This is a genomic window from Streptomyces sp. NPDC053431 (assembly GCF_044544925.1).
Classification (GTDB): Bacteria; Actinomycetota; Actinomycetes; order Streptomycetales; family Streptomycetaceae; genus Streptomyces.
Map to the genome: position 1 here is coordinate 105,361 of NZ_JBITXX010000002.1, position 14,554 is coordinate 119,914.

The following is a 14,554-nucleotide window of genomic DNA, read 5'->3' on the forward strand; positions in this document are numbered from 1 at the left end:
GCGCCCCGCCGCCCCCGGCGGTGGCGCCGCGCGGGGGGGGGTGTCTTTGGCCGTGTCGACTACCCCCCCCCCGCCCTCCGGGCAACGACGGGTGTGCGACGACAGGACCCAGGCGCCGTCGCCGGTCCTCAACGTGCCTCGGCGTACAGCTCCTCCACCAGCCGGGCGACCGTCTCCGGCTCGCGCAGCGTCGGGTAGTGGTCGGAGCCGGCGAGCCGGGCCAGGCGGCAGCCGGGGATGCGGGCGGCCATCCGTTCGTTGCAGCGGACCACCTCGGGGCGGTCCTGCTCGCCGAGGGCGAGCACGGTGGGGGCGGCGATCTCGCCCAGTCGGTCGTAGGCGGGCGGGTCCGGCTGCTGGTGGCCGATGTTGGCGAACCAGGCGGGCAGCACGGCCCGGAAGTGGGCGGCCGCCACGGGATCGGTCTCGGGACTGCCACCGGCGGCCCGCCCCCACAGGCCGAGACCGAACCGGACGATGCCCTCCATGTCGTCGGCCTTGGCGAGCCGTTCGACCTCCTGGTAGAGCTCGGTCTCGTCGAGGTCGTCGTATCCGGTGACCGCGGGCACGAAGAGCGCGAGGCCCGCGACGCGCTCGGGCTGGTCGAGCGTGAAGCTGATCGACGCGGCGCCGCCCATGCTGGAGGCGACGACGACCGCGCGGTCGAGGCCGAAATGGTCGAGCACGCCGGCGAGGTCGGCGGCGGGGCGGTACGGGGTCACGGGCGCGGGGGAGCGGCCGTAGCCCCGTGCGTCGTAACGGATCAACCGGTGTCGCCCGCCGAGCGCGGGCAGCACCGGGTCCCAGATCGTGGAGTCGCCGACGCCCGGGTGGACCAGGACCATCGGCAGCCCCTCCCCGCCCGTGTCGTCCGCCCAGAGCTCACCGCCGGCTACCGGCACCATGGTTTCCATGGGCCCAGTCTGGGCGGCGGGAGCCGCCGTGGGCCAGCGGGTTCGCGGCCGTGTCGGCGTCAAGTACCGGGTCGGGCCAACCTTCCTGACGCCTCGTCAGTAGTGGCGGGATTCGTACCTGGACACCCCTACCGGCCGGTTCTACTCTCAAGTCACTTTGCGCGTACCCCCCACCCCACGCGCCCGACCACGCGCACCGGCACCGCGTATCCGCTCCACGCATCCGCACCTCCTCGCTCCCCACACTCCGACACCGAGGAGATCCCCATGTCCAAGCTGCTCGTCTCCGCGACCGGCCTCGCCGCCGCCGCTGCCCTCACCCTCGGCGCCGCCGGCCCCCAGGCCGCGGAGCCGACCACGCTGCAGCCGGCCGGTCACTCCTTCTCCGCGCAGCTCACCGGCAAGGCGACCTTCGTCGCCGGCTCCACCACGATGACCTGTACCGTCTCCGCCTCCGTCCCCACGACGGGCGCCAACAACGTGGTCCCGGCGGCTCCCGCCAACCACAACGCCGCCGGGCCGGTCTCCGCCCCGATCAACCCGCCGACCTTCAGCGGCTGCACCACCAGCATCGTCGGGGTGAGCGTCACCGTCACGGCCAACTCCACCAACGGCGCCTGGACCCTCTCCGCCCAGAACGGCGCCCCCGCCACCGGCGGGTTCACCATCCCGAAGGGCGGCGTCGTCCTCAAGACCAGCGGCTTCGCCTCCTGCACCATCACCGCCTCGCCCACCGGCCCCACCGCCGTCAACGGCACCTGGACCAACGGCGCCCCGTCCACCCTCGCCCTCTCGGGCGCCCCCGTCCCGGCCACGGTCACGGGCGGCTTCCTCTGCCCGACGGGCAACCAGTCGGCCACCTTCACCGCCACCTACCGGATCACCGACACGACCGACTCGACCCAGCAGATCACCGTCACCGGCTGACCCGACTCCCGCGCGCCCACCGGGCCCGATCCGACCCGACCGGGCCCGATCCAACCCCACCTGGCCCGGCCCTATCCGGCCGGGTGCGACCGGGGGCCGGTCACCGCCCCGCCCGGCCCGGCACCGACCGTCCGTCCGCTCGCCCCCGGACGCCCGTCGGTGCCGGGCCGGTGACGGCTCGGCGCGCACTCGGTCTCAGCCCGCTCCCGCTGCCGCGACCAGGCCCTTGGTCTCCAGCGGCAGCTCGACCACCCGTTCGAGGGCCAGCCCCGAACGGCGCAGCAGGGCCCGGTAGTCGTCCAGGGAGCGCTCCCGGCCGCCCTCCACCACCAGCAGGTGCAGGTCCCACAGCGCGGCCAGCATTCCGGTGCCGTCGTCGGTCGGCATCCGGTCCAGGACGAACAGCCGGGCCTCCGGCTTGAGCTCGTCCCGCACCCGGCCGAGCAGGCGCACGCAGTGCTCGTCGTCCCAGCGGCCGAGCACCCGCGACAGCAGATACACGTCGCCTTCCGCCGGCAACGGCGCGTCGAACATGTCCTGGCCGAGCAGCTCCACCCGGTCGAGGCCGACGGTGGCGGCCAGATGGTCGCGGGCCGGCGGCAGGGTGTGCGGCAGGTCGACGAGCACCCCGCGGGCGTCCGGGGCGGCCGCGAGGACGGCGGCGAGCAGCCGCCCGTTGCCGCCCCCGACGTCCACCACCCGCTGCCGGCCGGACGGTCCGAGGGCGGCCGGGACCGCCTCGAAGACGGCGTTCCCCGCGTCTCCTATGGCCCGCTGGAAGCGCCCCGCCGTCTCCTCGTGGCCGGCCAGGTAGGCGAGGAGGGGCTCGCCGTGGGCCAGGTCGAAGCCGGGGGTGCCGGAGGTCAGCGATTCCTCGGCGTGCCCCCATGCCCGGTAGAACTCCTCGCCGTACAGCAGGCACGTGTCACGCATCGACCCGGGCCGGTCCCGCAGCAGCTCGCCGACCGGGGTGATGCGCCAGCCGCCGTCGCCGTCCGCCTCGAACACGCCGAGCAGCGCGAGGAGTCGCAGCAGACGGTGGACGACGTCCTCGTCCACGCCGGTGGCCGCGGCGAGACGCGCGGTGTCGTGGTGGCCTGCGGCCACCAGGTCGGGCAGCCGCAGCCGGGCCGCGACGTGGACGGCCTGGCTGCGCCAGGCGCCGGTGACGAGCTCGATCGCGGCCCGGAGGGCCTGCGGGTCGGCGGTCATGACGGGGTCTCCTTCTCGACCTGCGGTCTGCCGATGCCCAGGCAGTGCAGGTGCTCGGTGGGGCTGACGGGCGCTGAGCGGGGACTCACGCATCAGGGGTTCCTTTCGGTACGGGCAGGGCCCGGGGTCACGGCTGGAGGCGGCAGGTCCGCCAGCCCTCGGGGCCGCGTTCGTAGCGCAGCCGCTCGTGCAGCCGGTCGGTGCCGTCGGCCCAGAACTCCAGCCGCTCGACGCCGAGTTCGAGGGCGATGTACGCGGCGGGGCGCGGCTGCGCCCCGGCGGCGGCGAGCCGCTCGGCCCGGGCGCGCAGCGCCGCCACCTCGTCGAGGCCGCTCAGCGGGGCGCTCTGGCGGGAAGCCACGGTCATGGCGTGGGTGAGGACGGGCCGGGCCGCCCACAGGGCCTCCGCCTCGGCGTCGGGGAGCCGCCGCACCCGCCCGCTCACGCTGATCTGCCGGCTCGTCTCCCGCCAGTAGAGCAGCCCCGACGCCCACGGATTGGCCCGCAGTTCGCGTTCCTTGCGGCTGTCGTGGTGGGTGGCGAAGACCAGGCCGGTGGCGCGGGCCCGGGCCACGGCGACCATCCGGGTGGACGGCCGGCCCGCCGCGTCGGCCGTCGCGAGGGCGAGGGCCCGTGGCTCACGGACGCCCAGCGCCTCGGCCTCGGCGAGCCAGCGGCGCAGCAGCGCCACCGGATCGGCGGGCGGGGCCGCGTACTCCGGGAACGGCAGGGCGACCGTGCCGGTCAGGGTCTCCGACCGGGTGTGCGGCTGTTCAGACATGGATCCTCCCGTGGGCCACGGTGACGGCCGCGCCGCTCACCTCGACGGACGTGACGTCCTCCCCGGACCCCTCGGCCCGGGCGAGCATCAGGGAGTCGCGGCCCAGCTCGACCCCCTGCCGTATCCGCACCGACCGGCCGTACGGCACCCGCCCGTGCCGGGCCAGGTGAACGGCGAGCGGGCCGGCGGCCGAACCGGTGGCGGCGTCCTCGACCACTCCGTACGCGGGCGAGAACATCCGGCTGCGCCAGCGCGTGCCGGACCCGGCGAAGCAGTTCACGGCCAGGTCCTCGAAGGCGGCGAGCGCCCGGTGGTCGGGTCGCAGCGCCGACAGGGCGGGGACGCCGTCGACACCGACGAAGACGTGCCGGGGTCCGTTGCGGTAGACCTCCACCGGCAGGGTGGAGGCGGTCACACCGAGCGCCGCGAGCAGCTCCGCGGTCCGGTCGAAGAGCCGCCAGCGGGGTAGGGGCTGCCGCATCCGGGCCGCCACGACCCGGCCCGCCCGCCGCTGGAGGGCGAAGGGAACGGAACCCCTCGCGGTCTCCAGGACCAGCCGGTCGCCGCGTACGTACGAACCGAGCGCGACGGCGGTGCCGAGCAGCGGATGCCCGGCGAACGGCAGCTCGCCGACCGGGGTGAAGATGCGGACCAGGGCGTCCCCGCCGGCCCGCGGCGGCAGCACGAAGGTCACCTCCGACAGGTTCATCTCGCGGGCGATCCGCTGCATCAGATCGGACGTCAGGTCGGCGCAGTCGAAGAACACCGCCACCGGATTGCCCCGCAGCGGCTCCCGGGCGAAGGCGTCCACGACGACGTACGGGCGCATCAGGGACCTCCTCTCATCGGCCGCGGGAGCCGGTGGGCTCCCGCAGCGCCTGTCGCGCGGCGCGGGCGAGGATGCCCGGCCCGTCGCGGGTCAGCACGGACTCGGGATGGAACTGGAGCGTGGTGAAGCGCGGCCCGCGCAGGGCGTGCACCTCGCCGCTCGCCGGGTCCCGGCACAGCTCCACCGGGCCCACCCCGTCGACCACGGTCCGGTCGGCGGAGCCGCGCGCGGCGAACGTGTTGTAGAAGCCCACCCGTTCCCGCCGGCCGAAGAGGTCGATCTCCTTCTGCACCCCCTGGTGCGGCACGTCCTTGCGGACCAGCGGGAGGCCGAGCTCCAGGCTCACGATCTGATGACTCAGGCACACCGCGAGGAACGGACGCCGGCGCGTGAGCAGCCGGCGCGCCACCGCGCGGATCGTGTCCATCCGGGGGTGCCCGGCCTCCGCCGGGTCGCCGGGACCCGGTCCGAGGACCACCAGGTCGTAGGCCTCGGGGGCGTACTCCTCGTCGTACCGTCGCACCGTGACGTCGAGGCCGAGCGAGTCCAGTTGGTGCCCGATCATGGCGGTGAAGGTGTCCTCGGCGTCGACCACGAGCACCGTGGGCCCGGCGAGGCCGGGCGAGCCGGTGGTCCGCCCCGCGCCGAGCCAGAAGCCCGACAGGTCGGCGTTCCGCCGCTCCAGGGCGGCCCGCACCTCCGGGTGGGCGCCGAACGGACCCGGCCCGTCGTCCTCCAGGGCCGCGAGCAGACCGGCCGCCTTGGCCCGGGTCTCGGCCGCCTCGGCGTCGGGGTCGGAGTGCCGCACCACGGTGGCGCCCACCCCGACGCGCATCCCGCCGGCGGCGTCGATCTCGGCCGTACGGATGAGGATGGCGGAGTCCAGGGCGCGGCCGCCCCGCTCGTCCCGCCCGATCAGCGCCAGGACCCCGCTGTAGTAACCGCGGCCCGTCCCCTCGTAGCGGGCGATCACCCGGCAGGCGCTCTCCAGCGGGGAGCCGGTCACGGTCGGCGCGAACAGCGTCTCCCGCAGCACCTCCCGCACCTCGCGGTCGGTGCGGCCCTCGATCAGGTACTCGGTGTGCGCGAGCCGCGCCATCTCCCTGAGGTACGGCCCCACGACCCGGCCGCCGCCGGGACAGATCCGGGCCATCATCTTGAGCTCCTCGTCCACCACCATGGACAGTTCGTCGCGTTCCTTCGGGTCCGACAGGAACGCCATCACCCCGGGCAGGCTCGGCCCCTCCGGTGGATGCCGGTAGGTGCCGCTGATCGGGTTCATCACGGCCGTGCCGGCCCGCAGGCTGACGTGTCGCTCCGGCGACGCGCCCACGAAGGTGGCGGCCCCGGTGTGCACCAGGAACGTCCAGTACGCCCCGGACTCCCGTTCCAGCAGCCGCCGGAAGACGGCGAGCGCGGTGTCGGGGCCGTAGTCGCCGAACTCCGCGAGGAAGGTGCGCCGCAGCACGAAGTCGGCCCCGGCGCCCTCGCCGATCGCCTCGCGGACGACCCGGCCGACCGTGCGCGCGTAGGCCTCGTCGTCGAGGTCGAAGCGCCCGCCGGTGAGCGTCGTCGGCCCGCGCGGCAGCCGGGCCAGGGCCTCGCGCACCGGTACCGTCGACTGCTCCGTGACGGTCATGGCGATCAGCGGCGCCCCGTCGTCGGCGCAGCGGAAGCCCCGCTCGGTGATCTGCCGGTACGGCACGACCACCAGGGACTCGTGGTGCGCGCCCCGGCCCGGCGCCGGCGGCCCGTCCGGCAGCGGGATCCCGGCGAGCGTGGCGGGCAGCGACACCCGGCCGACGAGCACGTCGAGCACGTCGCCGACGCCCGCCGCGCCGGACGCGCAGCCCGCGCAGCCCGCGCCGCCTGTGCCGCCGGCACCCGGGCGGTGCAGCAGCGCGTACGCGGCGGGCCGGGGGCCCGGGCCGAGGATCGCTTCCAGAGGTTCGGTCATGACAGGACCTCCTCGGTGCTGACGACCATGGCGCAGCGCTCGGCGGCGTACCGCAGGGCGGCGTCGTGGTGCTCCCTGGAGAAGTCGCCGACCGCGTCGGCGACGAGGAAGACGCGGATGTCGTGGGTGAACGCCTCGACGGCCGTCGCCAGGACGCCGACGTGGCCGTAGACCCCGCACAGGACGAGCTGGTCGCGGCCCGCCTCCCGCATCCGGCCCAGCAGCCCGGAGCGGAAGAAGGCGCTGTAGCGGCGCTTGACCAGGATCCAGTCGTCGGCGGCCGGCGCGAGCTCCGGCACGACCTCCCGGTCCTCGGGGGCCGCCCTCATGCCCGGGCCCCAGAAGTCCCGCAGCAGCCCGCGTTCCCGACGGCTCATCGACCCGGGCTGCGCGGTGTAGGCGACCGGCATCCCGCGCCCGGCGCACCGGTCGCGCAACAGCGCGGCCCGGTGCACCAGCTCCCTCCGGGTCGGCCCCGGGAACGGGGCGAGAAAGTAGCGCTGCATGTCGTGGACGAGCAGCACCGCACGCCCCGGCGCGACCCGCCACCGGGCGGTGTTGGCGGGCAGTTCACCCGCCGACGGCAGGGGATAGGCGGGGATCACCGGGATGCCGGTCACGGCTCCTCCTTCCAGGCCCGGACCACGTCGAGCGCCTGCCACGGATTGAGCCGCGGATCGCAGAACGTGGTGTAGCGCTCCCCGACGCCGTCCAGGCCGTCGTGGTTTGAGGCGCACTCCGTCACCTCGTCCGGTGTGGTCTCCAGGTGCAGCCCGGCCGCCACGCCCCCGCCGGCCGTCACCGCCCGCCGGAAGAGGGCGACCTCGCGCCGGACCGTCGGCACGACCCGGGTCTTGGTGCCGTCGCCCGCCCGCGTGGTGTTGCCGTGCATCGGGTCGCACAGCCAGCTCACCGGATGACCCGCCGCCCTCGCCGCCGCGACCAGCGGCGGCAGCCGGTCGGCCACCAGATCCGCGCCCATGCGGGCGATCAGCGTGAGCCGTCCCGGCGTCCGCCCCGGGTCCAACCGCTCGCACAGAGCGAGGAGTTCGTCCCGGGACAGCTCGGCGTCGACCTTGCACGCCACCGGATTGGCGACCCGGGCGAGCAGCGCCACATGGGCGCCGTCGACCGCGCGGGTGCGCTTCCCGATCCACGGCCAGTGCGTGGTCCCCAGGTACAGCCGGCCCTCGTCGTCCCGGCGCAGCATCGGCACCTCGTAGTCGAGCAGCAGCGCCTCGTGGCTCGTCCACACCGGGGGCTCCAGGCCACGCGCGATCGGGTGCCCGTGCCAGCCCAGGTGCTCCATGACGTCCCCGGCCGCGAGATAGCCGAGGAGGAGGCGCAGCGGATCGGGCGTGCGGCTCTCCGCGTCCGGTTCCGGACCGTTGACCATGTGCCCCCGGTAGGCGGGGAGTTCGCGGCCGTCCACCCGCTCGTACGGGCTGGACCGCGGCTTGGCGTACTGCCCGGCGATCCGGCCCACCCGCAGCACCGGCCGGCGGCCGGCCGTGCGCAGCGCCCCGGCCAGCAGGTCGAGCACCGCGACCCGGCGCCCCACGCTCCCCGCCGTGCGCTCCTCCGGGTCCTGGGCGCAGTCACCGGCCTGGACGACCAGGGCCCGGCCCTCGGCCACCCGGCGGAGCAGCAGCCCGAGCGCCCGCAGGTCCTCGGACCGCACCAGCGGCGGCCGGCCCGCGAGGGCCGCCCGGACCCGCCGGGTCTGGTGCGGATCGGGCCATTCGGGCTGCTGCGCGGCGCCCCGCCCGTGGAACTCCCGCAGCAGCTCTTCCGCCACGGTGTGCGGCCTCATGGCAGTCATGTCGCTCACTTCGGCATCTCCTCGCGGCGGACCGTGGGCACCGGGATCCCCAGGGCGCGCAGTTGCGCGAACGGGTTCATGAACTCGCGGTTGCGCACGATCCGCCCGTCGGACAGTTCGAACGAGTGCAGGAAGTGGTTCTCGTAGAACCCCTCCGGATAGCCGGGGAAGCGGATCCGGCCGTGGCCGTCGCACTCCACCCAGAAGTGGTTCGGGTCCTGCGTCTCGAAGACGCGGACGCCGTACCACCGCCAGTCGGGGAAGCAGCGGAGCGACCACACGGCGTGCTCGGCGAGCCGGTCCCGGCCCCGGATCTCGATGGGGGTGCCGGTGTCGTTGGTCCACAGGCCGGCGCTGCCGTCCTTTGTGAACAGCTCGTGCCGGCGGAGCCGCTCCGAGCCGTAGGTCCCCATGTACGTCTCGACGGTGCGGCGGTTGCGGCGGCGCAGCTCGTCCGCGTCGGCGAAGCCCTGCTGCGGTTCGGTGCCGGCCATCTCGGGCCTCCAGTGGTGCGCGACGGTCGATGTCCGACACCCACCCTCCGCGTCCCGGGGACCCGGGCACCCGGTGCGCCGGCCCGGCTCCGGACCCGACCGCGACCGGGACGCCCGGCCCGCTTCCGACCGGGACACGAAGGGGCCGTCCGCCCCATGCGCCCGGTCCGCCGGGACGGCGAGGCTGGCTCCTCACAGGTCGTGAGCACAGCTACGAGCTCCCCGGCAGGGGCTACGGGCCCGGGCCGGCCTACGCGTCGGGAGGCGCCCCGCGGGTCACGCCGCGGGGCGGGCCTCGGGACGCGCCGTGAGAAGCGCCGCGAGGCGCGCCGTCAGACCGGTCGCGATCCGGAGGAGGCACCCCATGGGGCGCGGGTCAGTCGTGGCCGGGCGGGACCGCACCGTCGGTGCCCAGGCCCGCGTTGCGGGCCCGGACGATGGCCTGCGCCCGGTCGTTGACCTGGAGCTTGCTGAAGATGTTGGTCACGTGGTTGCGGACGGTCTTGTCCGAGATGGTCAGCCGCCGGGCGATCTGCCGGTAGTCGAGTCCGCTCGCGAGCAGGTCCAGCACCTCCAGCTCGCGCGGCGTCAGATCGGGGAACACCTCCCGTCCCGGCGCGGCCGCGAGCGCCCCGAAGAACGACTGCAGCCGCTCGGCGATCCGCGGCCCGAACACCGCGCCGCCGCCCGCCACCGTGCGGATCGCGCCGATGATCTCCTCGCGCCCCGCGCCCTTGACGAGATAGCCGCTCGCCCCCGCCCTTACCGCCGCCAGCAGATTGTCGTCGTCCTCGGACATGCTCAGGACGAGCACCCGTGTCTCCGGCCGGTCGCTGAGCACCCGCCGGGTGACCTCGATCCCGGAGGCGTCCGGCAGCCCCAGGTCCAGCACCACGACCTGCGGCGCGGTCCGCGCGCTCAGCGTCACCGCGTCCTCGCCCGACGACGCCTCGCCCACCACCCGGAACCCGTCCTCCGGCAGCAGCGCCCCGCGCAGACCGTCCAGGAACATCGGGTGGTCGTCCACCAGGAGCACCGTCACCGCGGACGCGGCCGAACCCTGGGAGCCTTCATCCATCATGTCGATTACTATAAGTAAGCATATGAACGCATGGAGTGAGAACGCGCCGTCGGGTTCCCGACGGACGGACGACGAGCGCCGGCTGGCCGCCGCCGCCCTGTGCGCCGCCGTCACCCTCGCCCTCAGCGGACTCTGGGTCTGCTACCTCCTCGTCAACCTGGGCTCGCCCGGGGTGTCGGAGAGCGCCCAGACCCTCCGCGTGCTCGTGTACGGGCTGCCCGCCGTGGCGGCCGGCGTCCTGATCCACGCGCACTGGCCCGGCCGCCCGGTCGGCTGGGTGCTCATCGTGTACGGGATGGCGGCGGTCCTGCCCTACGCCGTCGCCGCCCCGATGTGGCTGGAGCACCCCTCGGCGCCCGTACGGGCCGCCGCCCTGGGCCTCGAGGCGGCGGCCAACTGGGTGAAGATCACCCTCTGGTACTCCCTGCCGCTGTGGTTCCCCGACGGCCGGCTCACCCGCCGATGGCGGTGGTACGTGGCCGGCGTGGCCGTGTGGGTGGCACCCCAGGCGTTCTCCTACGCCGCCGCGCCCGAGCGGTTCGGCGCGCCGAACCCCCTGGCCTCCGGCTGGTGGGCCGAGACCGCCGCCCTGCTCGACGGCCACCTCGCCGGTGCCCAGAACATCAGTGACTTCGTCCTCACCGCCGTCGGCAGCGCCGTGCTGCTCCGCCGGATCCAGCGGGCCGGGCCCGGCCGCACGCGGCGGCTGCTCTCGCTGCTGCTGGGCACCTACCTCCTGTGGGCCGCCGCGCAGAGCGTCGCCTACTACCTCGACGAGCGGTGGCAGTGGCCGATGCTCTGGGTGAGGGTGGCGGCCTCGCTCGTCTGGCTGGCCTCGGTGAGCTACGTGGTGGTCCGCACCGGCACCTGGCGCATCGACCGCTCCGCGCGGCGCATCCTCGCCGGACTCCTCGTCGTGGCGCTGCTCACCGCCGCCGACGTGGGCCTGGTGGCCGCACTGGTCGGCGGGATCACCCCCGGCCGGTACGCCGACACCCTGCTCCTGGTGGCGCTCGCCTTCCTCATGGGGGCCGGGCTCCGCCGCCTGGTCGCCTGGGCCGTGGGCGTGATCGACCGGCTCTACTACGGGGACCGGGCCCACCCGTACCAGGTGCTGCACACCCTCGCCGAACGCATCAGCCACGCGGGCAGCGCCCAGGACATCCCGGCCACGCTGTGCGGCACCGTCGTGGAGACCCTGCGCCTGCCCGCCGCCGTCCTCGCCGTGCACACCCGTTCCGGGCCCCGGACCCTGGCCGCCGCGGGGCGCCTCGGGGAGCACCCGCACCACTTCGACATGCTCCACCACGGCACCGTCGTCGGCCGGCTCTCGGTGAGCCCCCGCGAGGGCCAGCGGTCGCTCGACGAGCAGGACACCCTCATCCTCTCCTCGCTCGCCAGCCAGGCCGCGCCCGCCGTCGCCTCCCTGCGGCTCCAGGAGGACCTGCGCAGCAGCCGGGAGCAGATCGTCACCGCCCGCGAGGAGGAGCGGCGCCGGCTGCGCCGGGACATCCACGACGGCCTGGGTCCCGCGCTCGCCGGGCTCCGGCTGCGGGTCGAGAACGCCACCGCCCGGCTGCCCGCCGAGGACACCCTGCGCGAGGCGCTGCGGGACGTCTCGGACGACCTCGGCATGGCCATCAAGGAGGTACGGCGGATCACCGACCGGCTCGGCCCCGCTCCCCTCGGCGAACTGGGCCTGGACGGCGCGCTGCGCCAGCTCGTCTCCTCCTTCGACAGCGCCAGGCCGACCGTGGGCGCCGTCCTCGAACCGTCGCCCCTGCCTCCGCTGCCGGCCGCCGTGGAGGTGGCCGCCTACCGGATCGCCGCCGAAGCCCTGAACAACGTCATGCGGCACGCCCGGGCCACCTGCGCCGAGGTCGGGGTGCGGGTCGACGGCGATGCGCTGATCCTCACCGTGGAGGACGACGGCGACGGCTTCGGCCAGGAGGCCGACCACCACGGGGTCGGCCTGCGCTCCATGGCCGAACGGGCCGCCGAGATCGGCGGCCGGTGCACCGTCGACACCCGCGTGCGCGGCGGCCGCGGCACCCGGGTCCGCGCCGTGCTGCCCCGGTCGGTCGCCGCCTCGGCGGAATCGCCCGCGACGCAGCTGCCGGCGCCCGGCTGACCGCACGGCGCGGCCGAGCGCACGAGAGAGCGCCCGCTGCCGGGTGACAGCGGGCGCCAGGGGTTTCGGCGAGGGGGACTAGGGCGGGCACCTCGGGCAGTCCCGGACCTGGTGCAGTGTGCAGGGCTGCCCGGTCCCGGCGGCCTTCGTCCCCCGCGCGGCCTTCGAGCCGAAGAGCGCGGCACTCGCGAGCGCCGCGAGGGCGAGCACCGATCCGATGATCTTGCGCTTCATCTCTGCTCTCTTCCTGCAGTCCTCCGCGGGTGCGGATTCCTGTTCCACTGTGACCTCGGAGGTGTCCCGGGCACATGAGGCGCCTGACCCACCCCGACCCCTTCCGCCCCGCCCCTCACGGGGGCGAGCGTCCGGCGGGTCAGGGCAGGCAGGCACCCTCACAGGGCGAGCGTCCGGCGGGTCAGGGCCGGCAGGTCGGCCGGGCTCTTCGCGCGGACCGGCGGCGGGACCGGGCGGCGCACGGTCACCCCGTACTCGTCACGCCACAGCTCGAACATCACGAGCGCCCAGACGGTGCTCGCGAGCCGCTCCGACGGCCGGGTCAGCTGGGCGGCGAGCAGCCGCTCCACCGAGCGCCGGCTCAGCAGTCCGGAGGCCCGGAGCCGGGACGGCGACAGCGTCTCGCGGACGAAGTCCATGAGCTCGCCACCCGGCACGAGCAGCCCGGAAAGCGCCCGGGCCGGTCCCGGACCCGTGGGGGCGACCGCGGCGGTGTACGGCTCGGCCGCCGACCACAGCCGGCGCGCCGGCCAGGGCAGGACGCCCCGGACGCCGTGCGCGCCGCCGAGATGGGCCGTGCGGCGCAGTCCGCGCGCCGGCAGCAGCTCGTCCAGCTCGAAGGCCGTCAGCGCCGCCCGGCGTGACCAGCGGTCCGCCGCCGCGCCGAGCCGCTCCGCCAGGCCCCGCGCCGCGTCGCCCCGGTCGGCGAGATATGCCGCGTAGTCACGGGTGTAGAGCCGGGTCCGGTGCACGGCGGGCACCGGCGCGAGGGCCTCGACATAGCGGGCCGCCCAGTCCTGGGCCGGGTCGGCGACCGCGGACTCCACCCGCAGCCGCCCGCCGACGACCCCGTCGGCGGCGTCCGAGGCGAGGACCGTAGCCAGCCCCTGGCGCCGCGCGGCGGCGTAGGCGGCGTGCGTGACGAGGACACCCGGGTCGGCCTCCGGCAACCCCAGCCGCCACGCGAGCGCGGGCAGCAGCTCGGGCAGGTCACGGGCCGCGCGCCGGGAGACCGGGTCACGGAAGCCGCGGTCGGCCGGCGCGCCACAGGGCGCGGGGGAGGGGGCGGGTCCCCTCCGCTCCCGTACGGCGTCCGCGGTGGGGCCGTACGGCGCCGGCCCGCCGCCCGGAAGACCGGAACCCGCCGGTTCCGGCGCCTCCGTTGCCCCGCCCGTCGACGCCCCGCCCGTCGACGCCCCGCCCGTCGACGGCCCGGCGGTCGGCGGCCCGGCGGTCGGCGGCTCCGGCCCAGCCAGCTCGCGCAGGAGGGCCGCGCCCGGGCCCGGCGTGCCCAGCAGCGCGTCCGCCGCGGGCCCGGCGCCCCGGTGCCGGGCCCGCTCCCCGAGGAGCTCGCGCCCCGGCGCGGGCGCGGGCACCTTCGGCGTCCCCGCCGGGGTGCGGCGGATCAGCCGGAGGTCGCGCCCCCGCTCGTACACGGCCGTCGTCGCCGGCGGCAGCATCCGCACGCCGTCGAGCACGGTGGCGCCGTCGAGCGGGGCGCCCACGGTGAGGTAGGCGTCGAGCCCCGGCTCCGCGAGCGAAGGGCGGTCGGGCAGCAGCGCGATCAGGGCCGGGAGCTCGGTCGCGAAGCGCAGCGCGCGGCGGACCGGGTCCCAGTGGTAGTAGAGCGGCACCGAACCGGCGTCGTCCGTCGCGAGCACGAGGAGCGGCGCGCCGCGCGTGTCGGCCACCGCCACGGCGTACCCGCCGCGCAGGCGCTCGGTGAGGCCGAGGCCGTCCGCCTCGTAGGCGGCCCGGATCAGGGCCGCGTGGTCGCGCTCGGCGACCGCGCGCCCCCGGGCCTCGATCCGGGACAGCAGCGGCAGCCGCACGTCGAGGGTGCCGGCGAGGACGGCCGCCACACCGCCGGCGGAGTTCGCCCGCCCTCCGGCGAGCGCCCAGCCGCCGCCGCGCAGTACGCGGCCGTCGGCCTCCGCGGGATCGGCCGCGGCCCGCAGGGTGGCGGGCGCGATGTCGGTTCCGAACTGGCCCAGGATCCGTGACATGGCGATCACGTTCCTTTCGCAGGGGGCTGATGAGATGCCCCTACGCTCGGCCGCCCGCCGTCCCGTCCACACGGGCACCCGGTCCGGTTCCGCACCCACCCGGTTCCCGGGACTCGTCGCGCGACCGGCCGATCTTGGGCATATTGGTGGCCTGAAGTAGGCCCCC

13 protein-coding genes are annotated in these 14,554 nt (G+C 75.7%); 2 read left to right on the forward strand and 11 right to left on the reverse strand.

From position 1 onward, the window contains the following. Positions 1-128: 128 nt before the first annotated feature. Entirely contained in the window at positions 129-914 is a 786-nt protein-coding gene (locus ACIGXE_RS06445; RefSeq protein ID WP_399744102.1) for an alpha/beta fold hydrolase, read from the reverse strand. Positions 915-1,181: 267 nt separating this feature from the next. Between ACIGXE_RS06445 and ACIGXE_RS06450 the strand changes: the two genes are divergently transcribed. Next, on the forward strand, positions 1,182-1,841 hold the full coding sequence (locus tag ACIGXE_RS06450; RefSeq protein WP_399744104.1) for a hypothetical protein: 660 nt from the start codon (positions 1,182-1,184) through the stop codon (positions 1,839-1,841). A gap of 195 nt (positions 1,842-2,036) precedes the next feature. Here ACIGXE_RS06450 and ACIGXE_RS06455 read toward each other — a convergent pair whose 3' ends face one another. The 8 genes from ACIGXE_RS06455 to ACIGXE_RS06490 all read right to left on the reverse strand — a co-directional run bounded on the left by ACIGXE_RS06455 (position 2,037) and on the right by ACIGXE_RS06490 (position 10,017). Further along, entirely contained in the window at positions 2,037-3,053 is a 1,017-nt protein-coding gene (locus ACIGXE_RS06455; RefSeq protein WP_399744106.1) for a methyltransferase, read from the reverse strand. A 127-nt stretch (positions 3,054-3,180) separates the two neighbouring features. Further along, positions 3,181-3,834, reverse strand: coding sequence for a phenazine biosynthesis FMN-dependent oxidase PhzG (gene phzG, locus ACIGXE_RS06460; protein ID WP_399744108.1), 654 nt, complete (start codon positions 3,832-3,834; stop codon positions 3,181-3,183). Next, positions 3,827-4,663 carry a PhzF family phenazine biosynthesis protein gene (locus tag ACIGXE_RS06465; protein WP_399744110.1) on the reverse strand — a complete coding sequence of 279 codons (837 nt, stop codon included), beginning with the start codon at positions 4,661-4,663 and terminating at the stop codon, positions 3,827-3,829. The genes phzG and ACIGXE_RS06465 overlap by 8 nt, the downstream gene beginning before the upstream one ends. A gap of 13 nt (positions 4,664-4,676) precedes the next feature. Beyond that, entirely contained in the window at positions 4,677-6,620 is a 1,944-nt protein-coding gene (locus ACIGXE_RS06470; RefSeq protein WP_399744112.1) for an anthranilate synthase family protein, read from the reverse strand. Beyond that, complete coding sequence (locus tag ACIGXE_RS06475) at positions 6,617-7,240, reverse strand: isochorismatase family protein (RefSeq protein WP_399744114.1); 624 nt, start codon at positions 7,238-7,240, stop codon at positions 6,617-6,619. Before ACIGXE_RS06475 ends, ACIGXE_RS06470 begins: the two co-directional genes overlap by 4 nt. Beyond that, positions 7,237-8,442, reverse strand: coding sequence for a 3-deoxy-7-phosphoheptulonate synthase (locus tag ACIGXE_RS06480; RefSeq protein WP_399745138.1), 1,206 nt, complete (start codon positions 8,440-8,442; stop codon positions 7,237-7,239). Before ACIGXE_RS06480 ends, ACIGXE_RS06475 begins: the two co-directional genes overlap by 4 nt. A 5-nt stretch (positions 8,443-8,447) precedes the next feature. After that, positions 8,448-8,936, reverse strand: a complete 489-nt coding sequence (locus tag ACIGXE_RS06485) for a PhzA/PhzB family protein (protein ID WP_399744116.1) — start codon at positions 8,934-8,936, stop codon at positions 8,448-8,450. Between the two features lie 376 nt (positions 8,937-9,312). Continuing rightward, positions 9,313-10,017: a response regulator gene (locus ACIGXE_RS06490; protein WP_399744118.1), complete on the reverse strand. Its 705-nt coding sequence runs from the start codon at positions 10,015-10,017 to the stop codon at positions 9,313-9,315. Between the two features lie 22 nt (positions 10,018-10,039). On the opposite strand from ACIGXE_RS06490, the gene ACIGXE_RS06495 reads away from it, so the two are divergent. Beyond that, positions 10,040-12,148, forward strand: a complete 2,109-nt coding sequence (locus ACIGXE_RS06495) for a sensor histidine kinase (RefSeq protein ID WP_399744120.1) — start codon at positions 10,040-10,042, stop codon at positions 12,146-12,148. 78 nt (positions 12,149-12,226) lie between these two features. On the opposite strand, the gene ACIGXE_RS06500 is transcribed toward ACIGXE_RS06495, so the two are convergent. Both ACIGXE_RS06500 and ACIGXE_RS06505 read right to left on the reverse strand, forming a co-directional pair. Further along, positions 12,227-12,382 (reverse strand): hypothetical protein, encoded by a 156-nt coding sequence (locus ACIGXE_RS06500; protein ID WP_399744122.1) that lies wholly within the window; start codon positions 12,380-12,382, stop codon positions 12,227-12,229. 158 nt (positions 12,383-12,540) lie between these two features. After that, a complete protein-coding gene (locus ACIGXE_RS06505; protein ID WP_399744124.1) occupies positions 12,541-14,388 on the reverse strand; it encodes an asparagine synthase-related protein in 1,848 nt (615 codons plus the stop codon). Between the last annotated feature and the right edge of the window lie 166 nt (positions 14,389-14,554).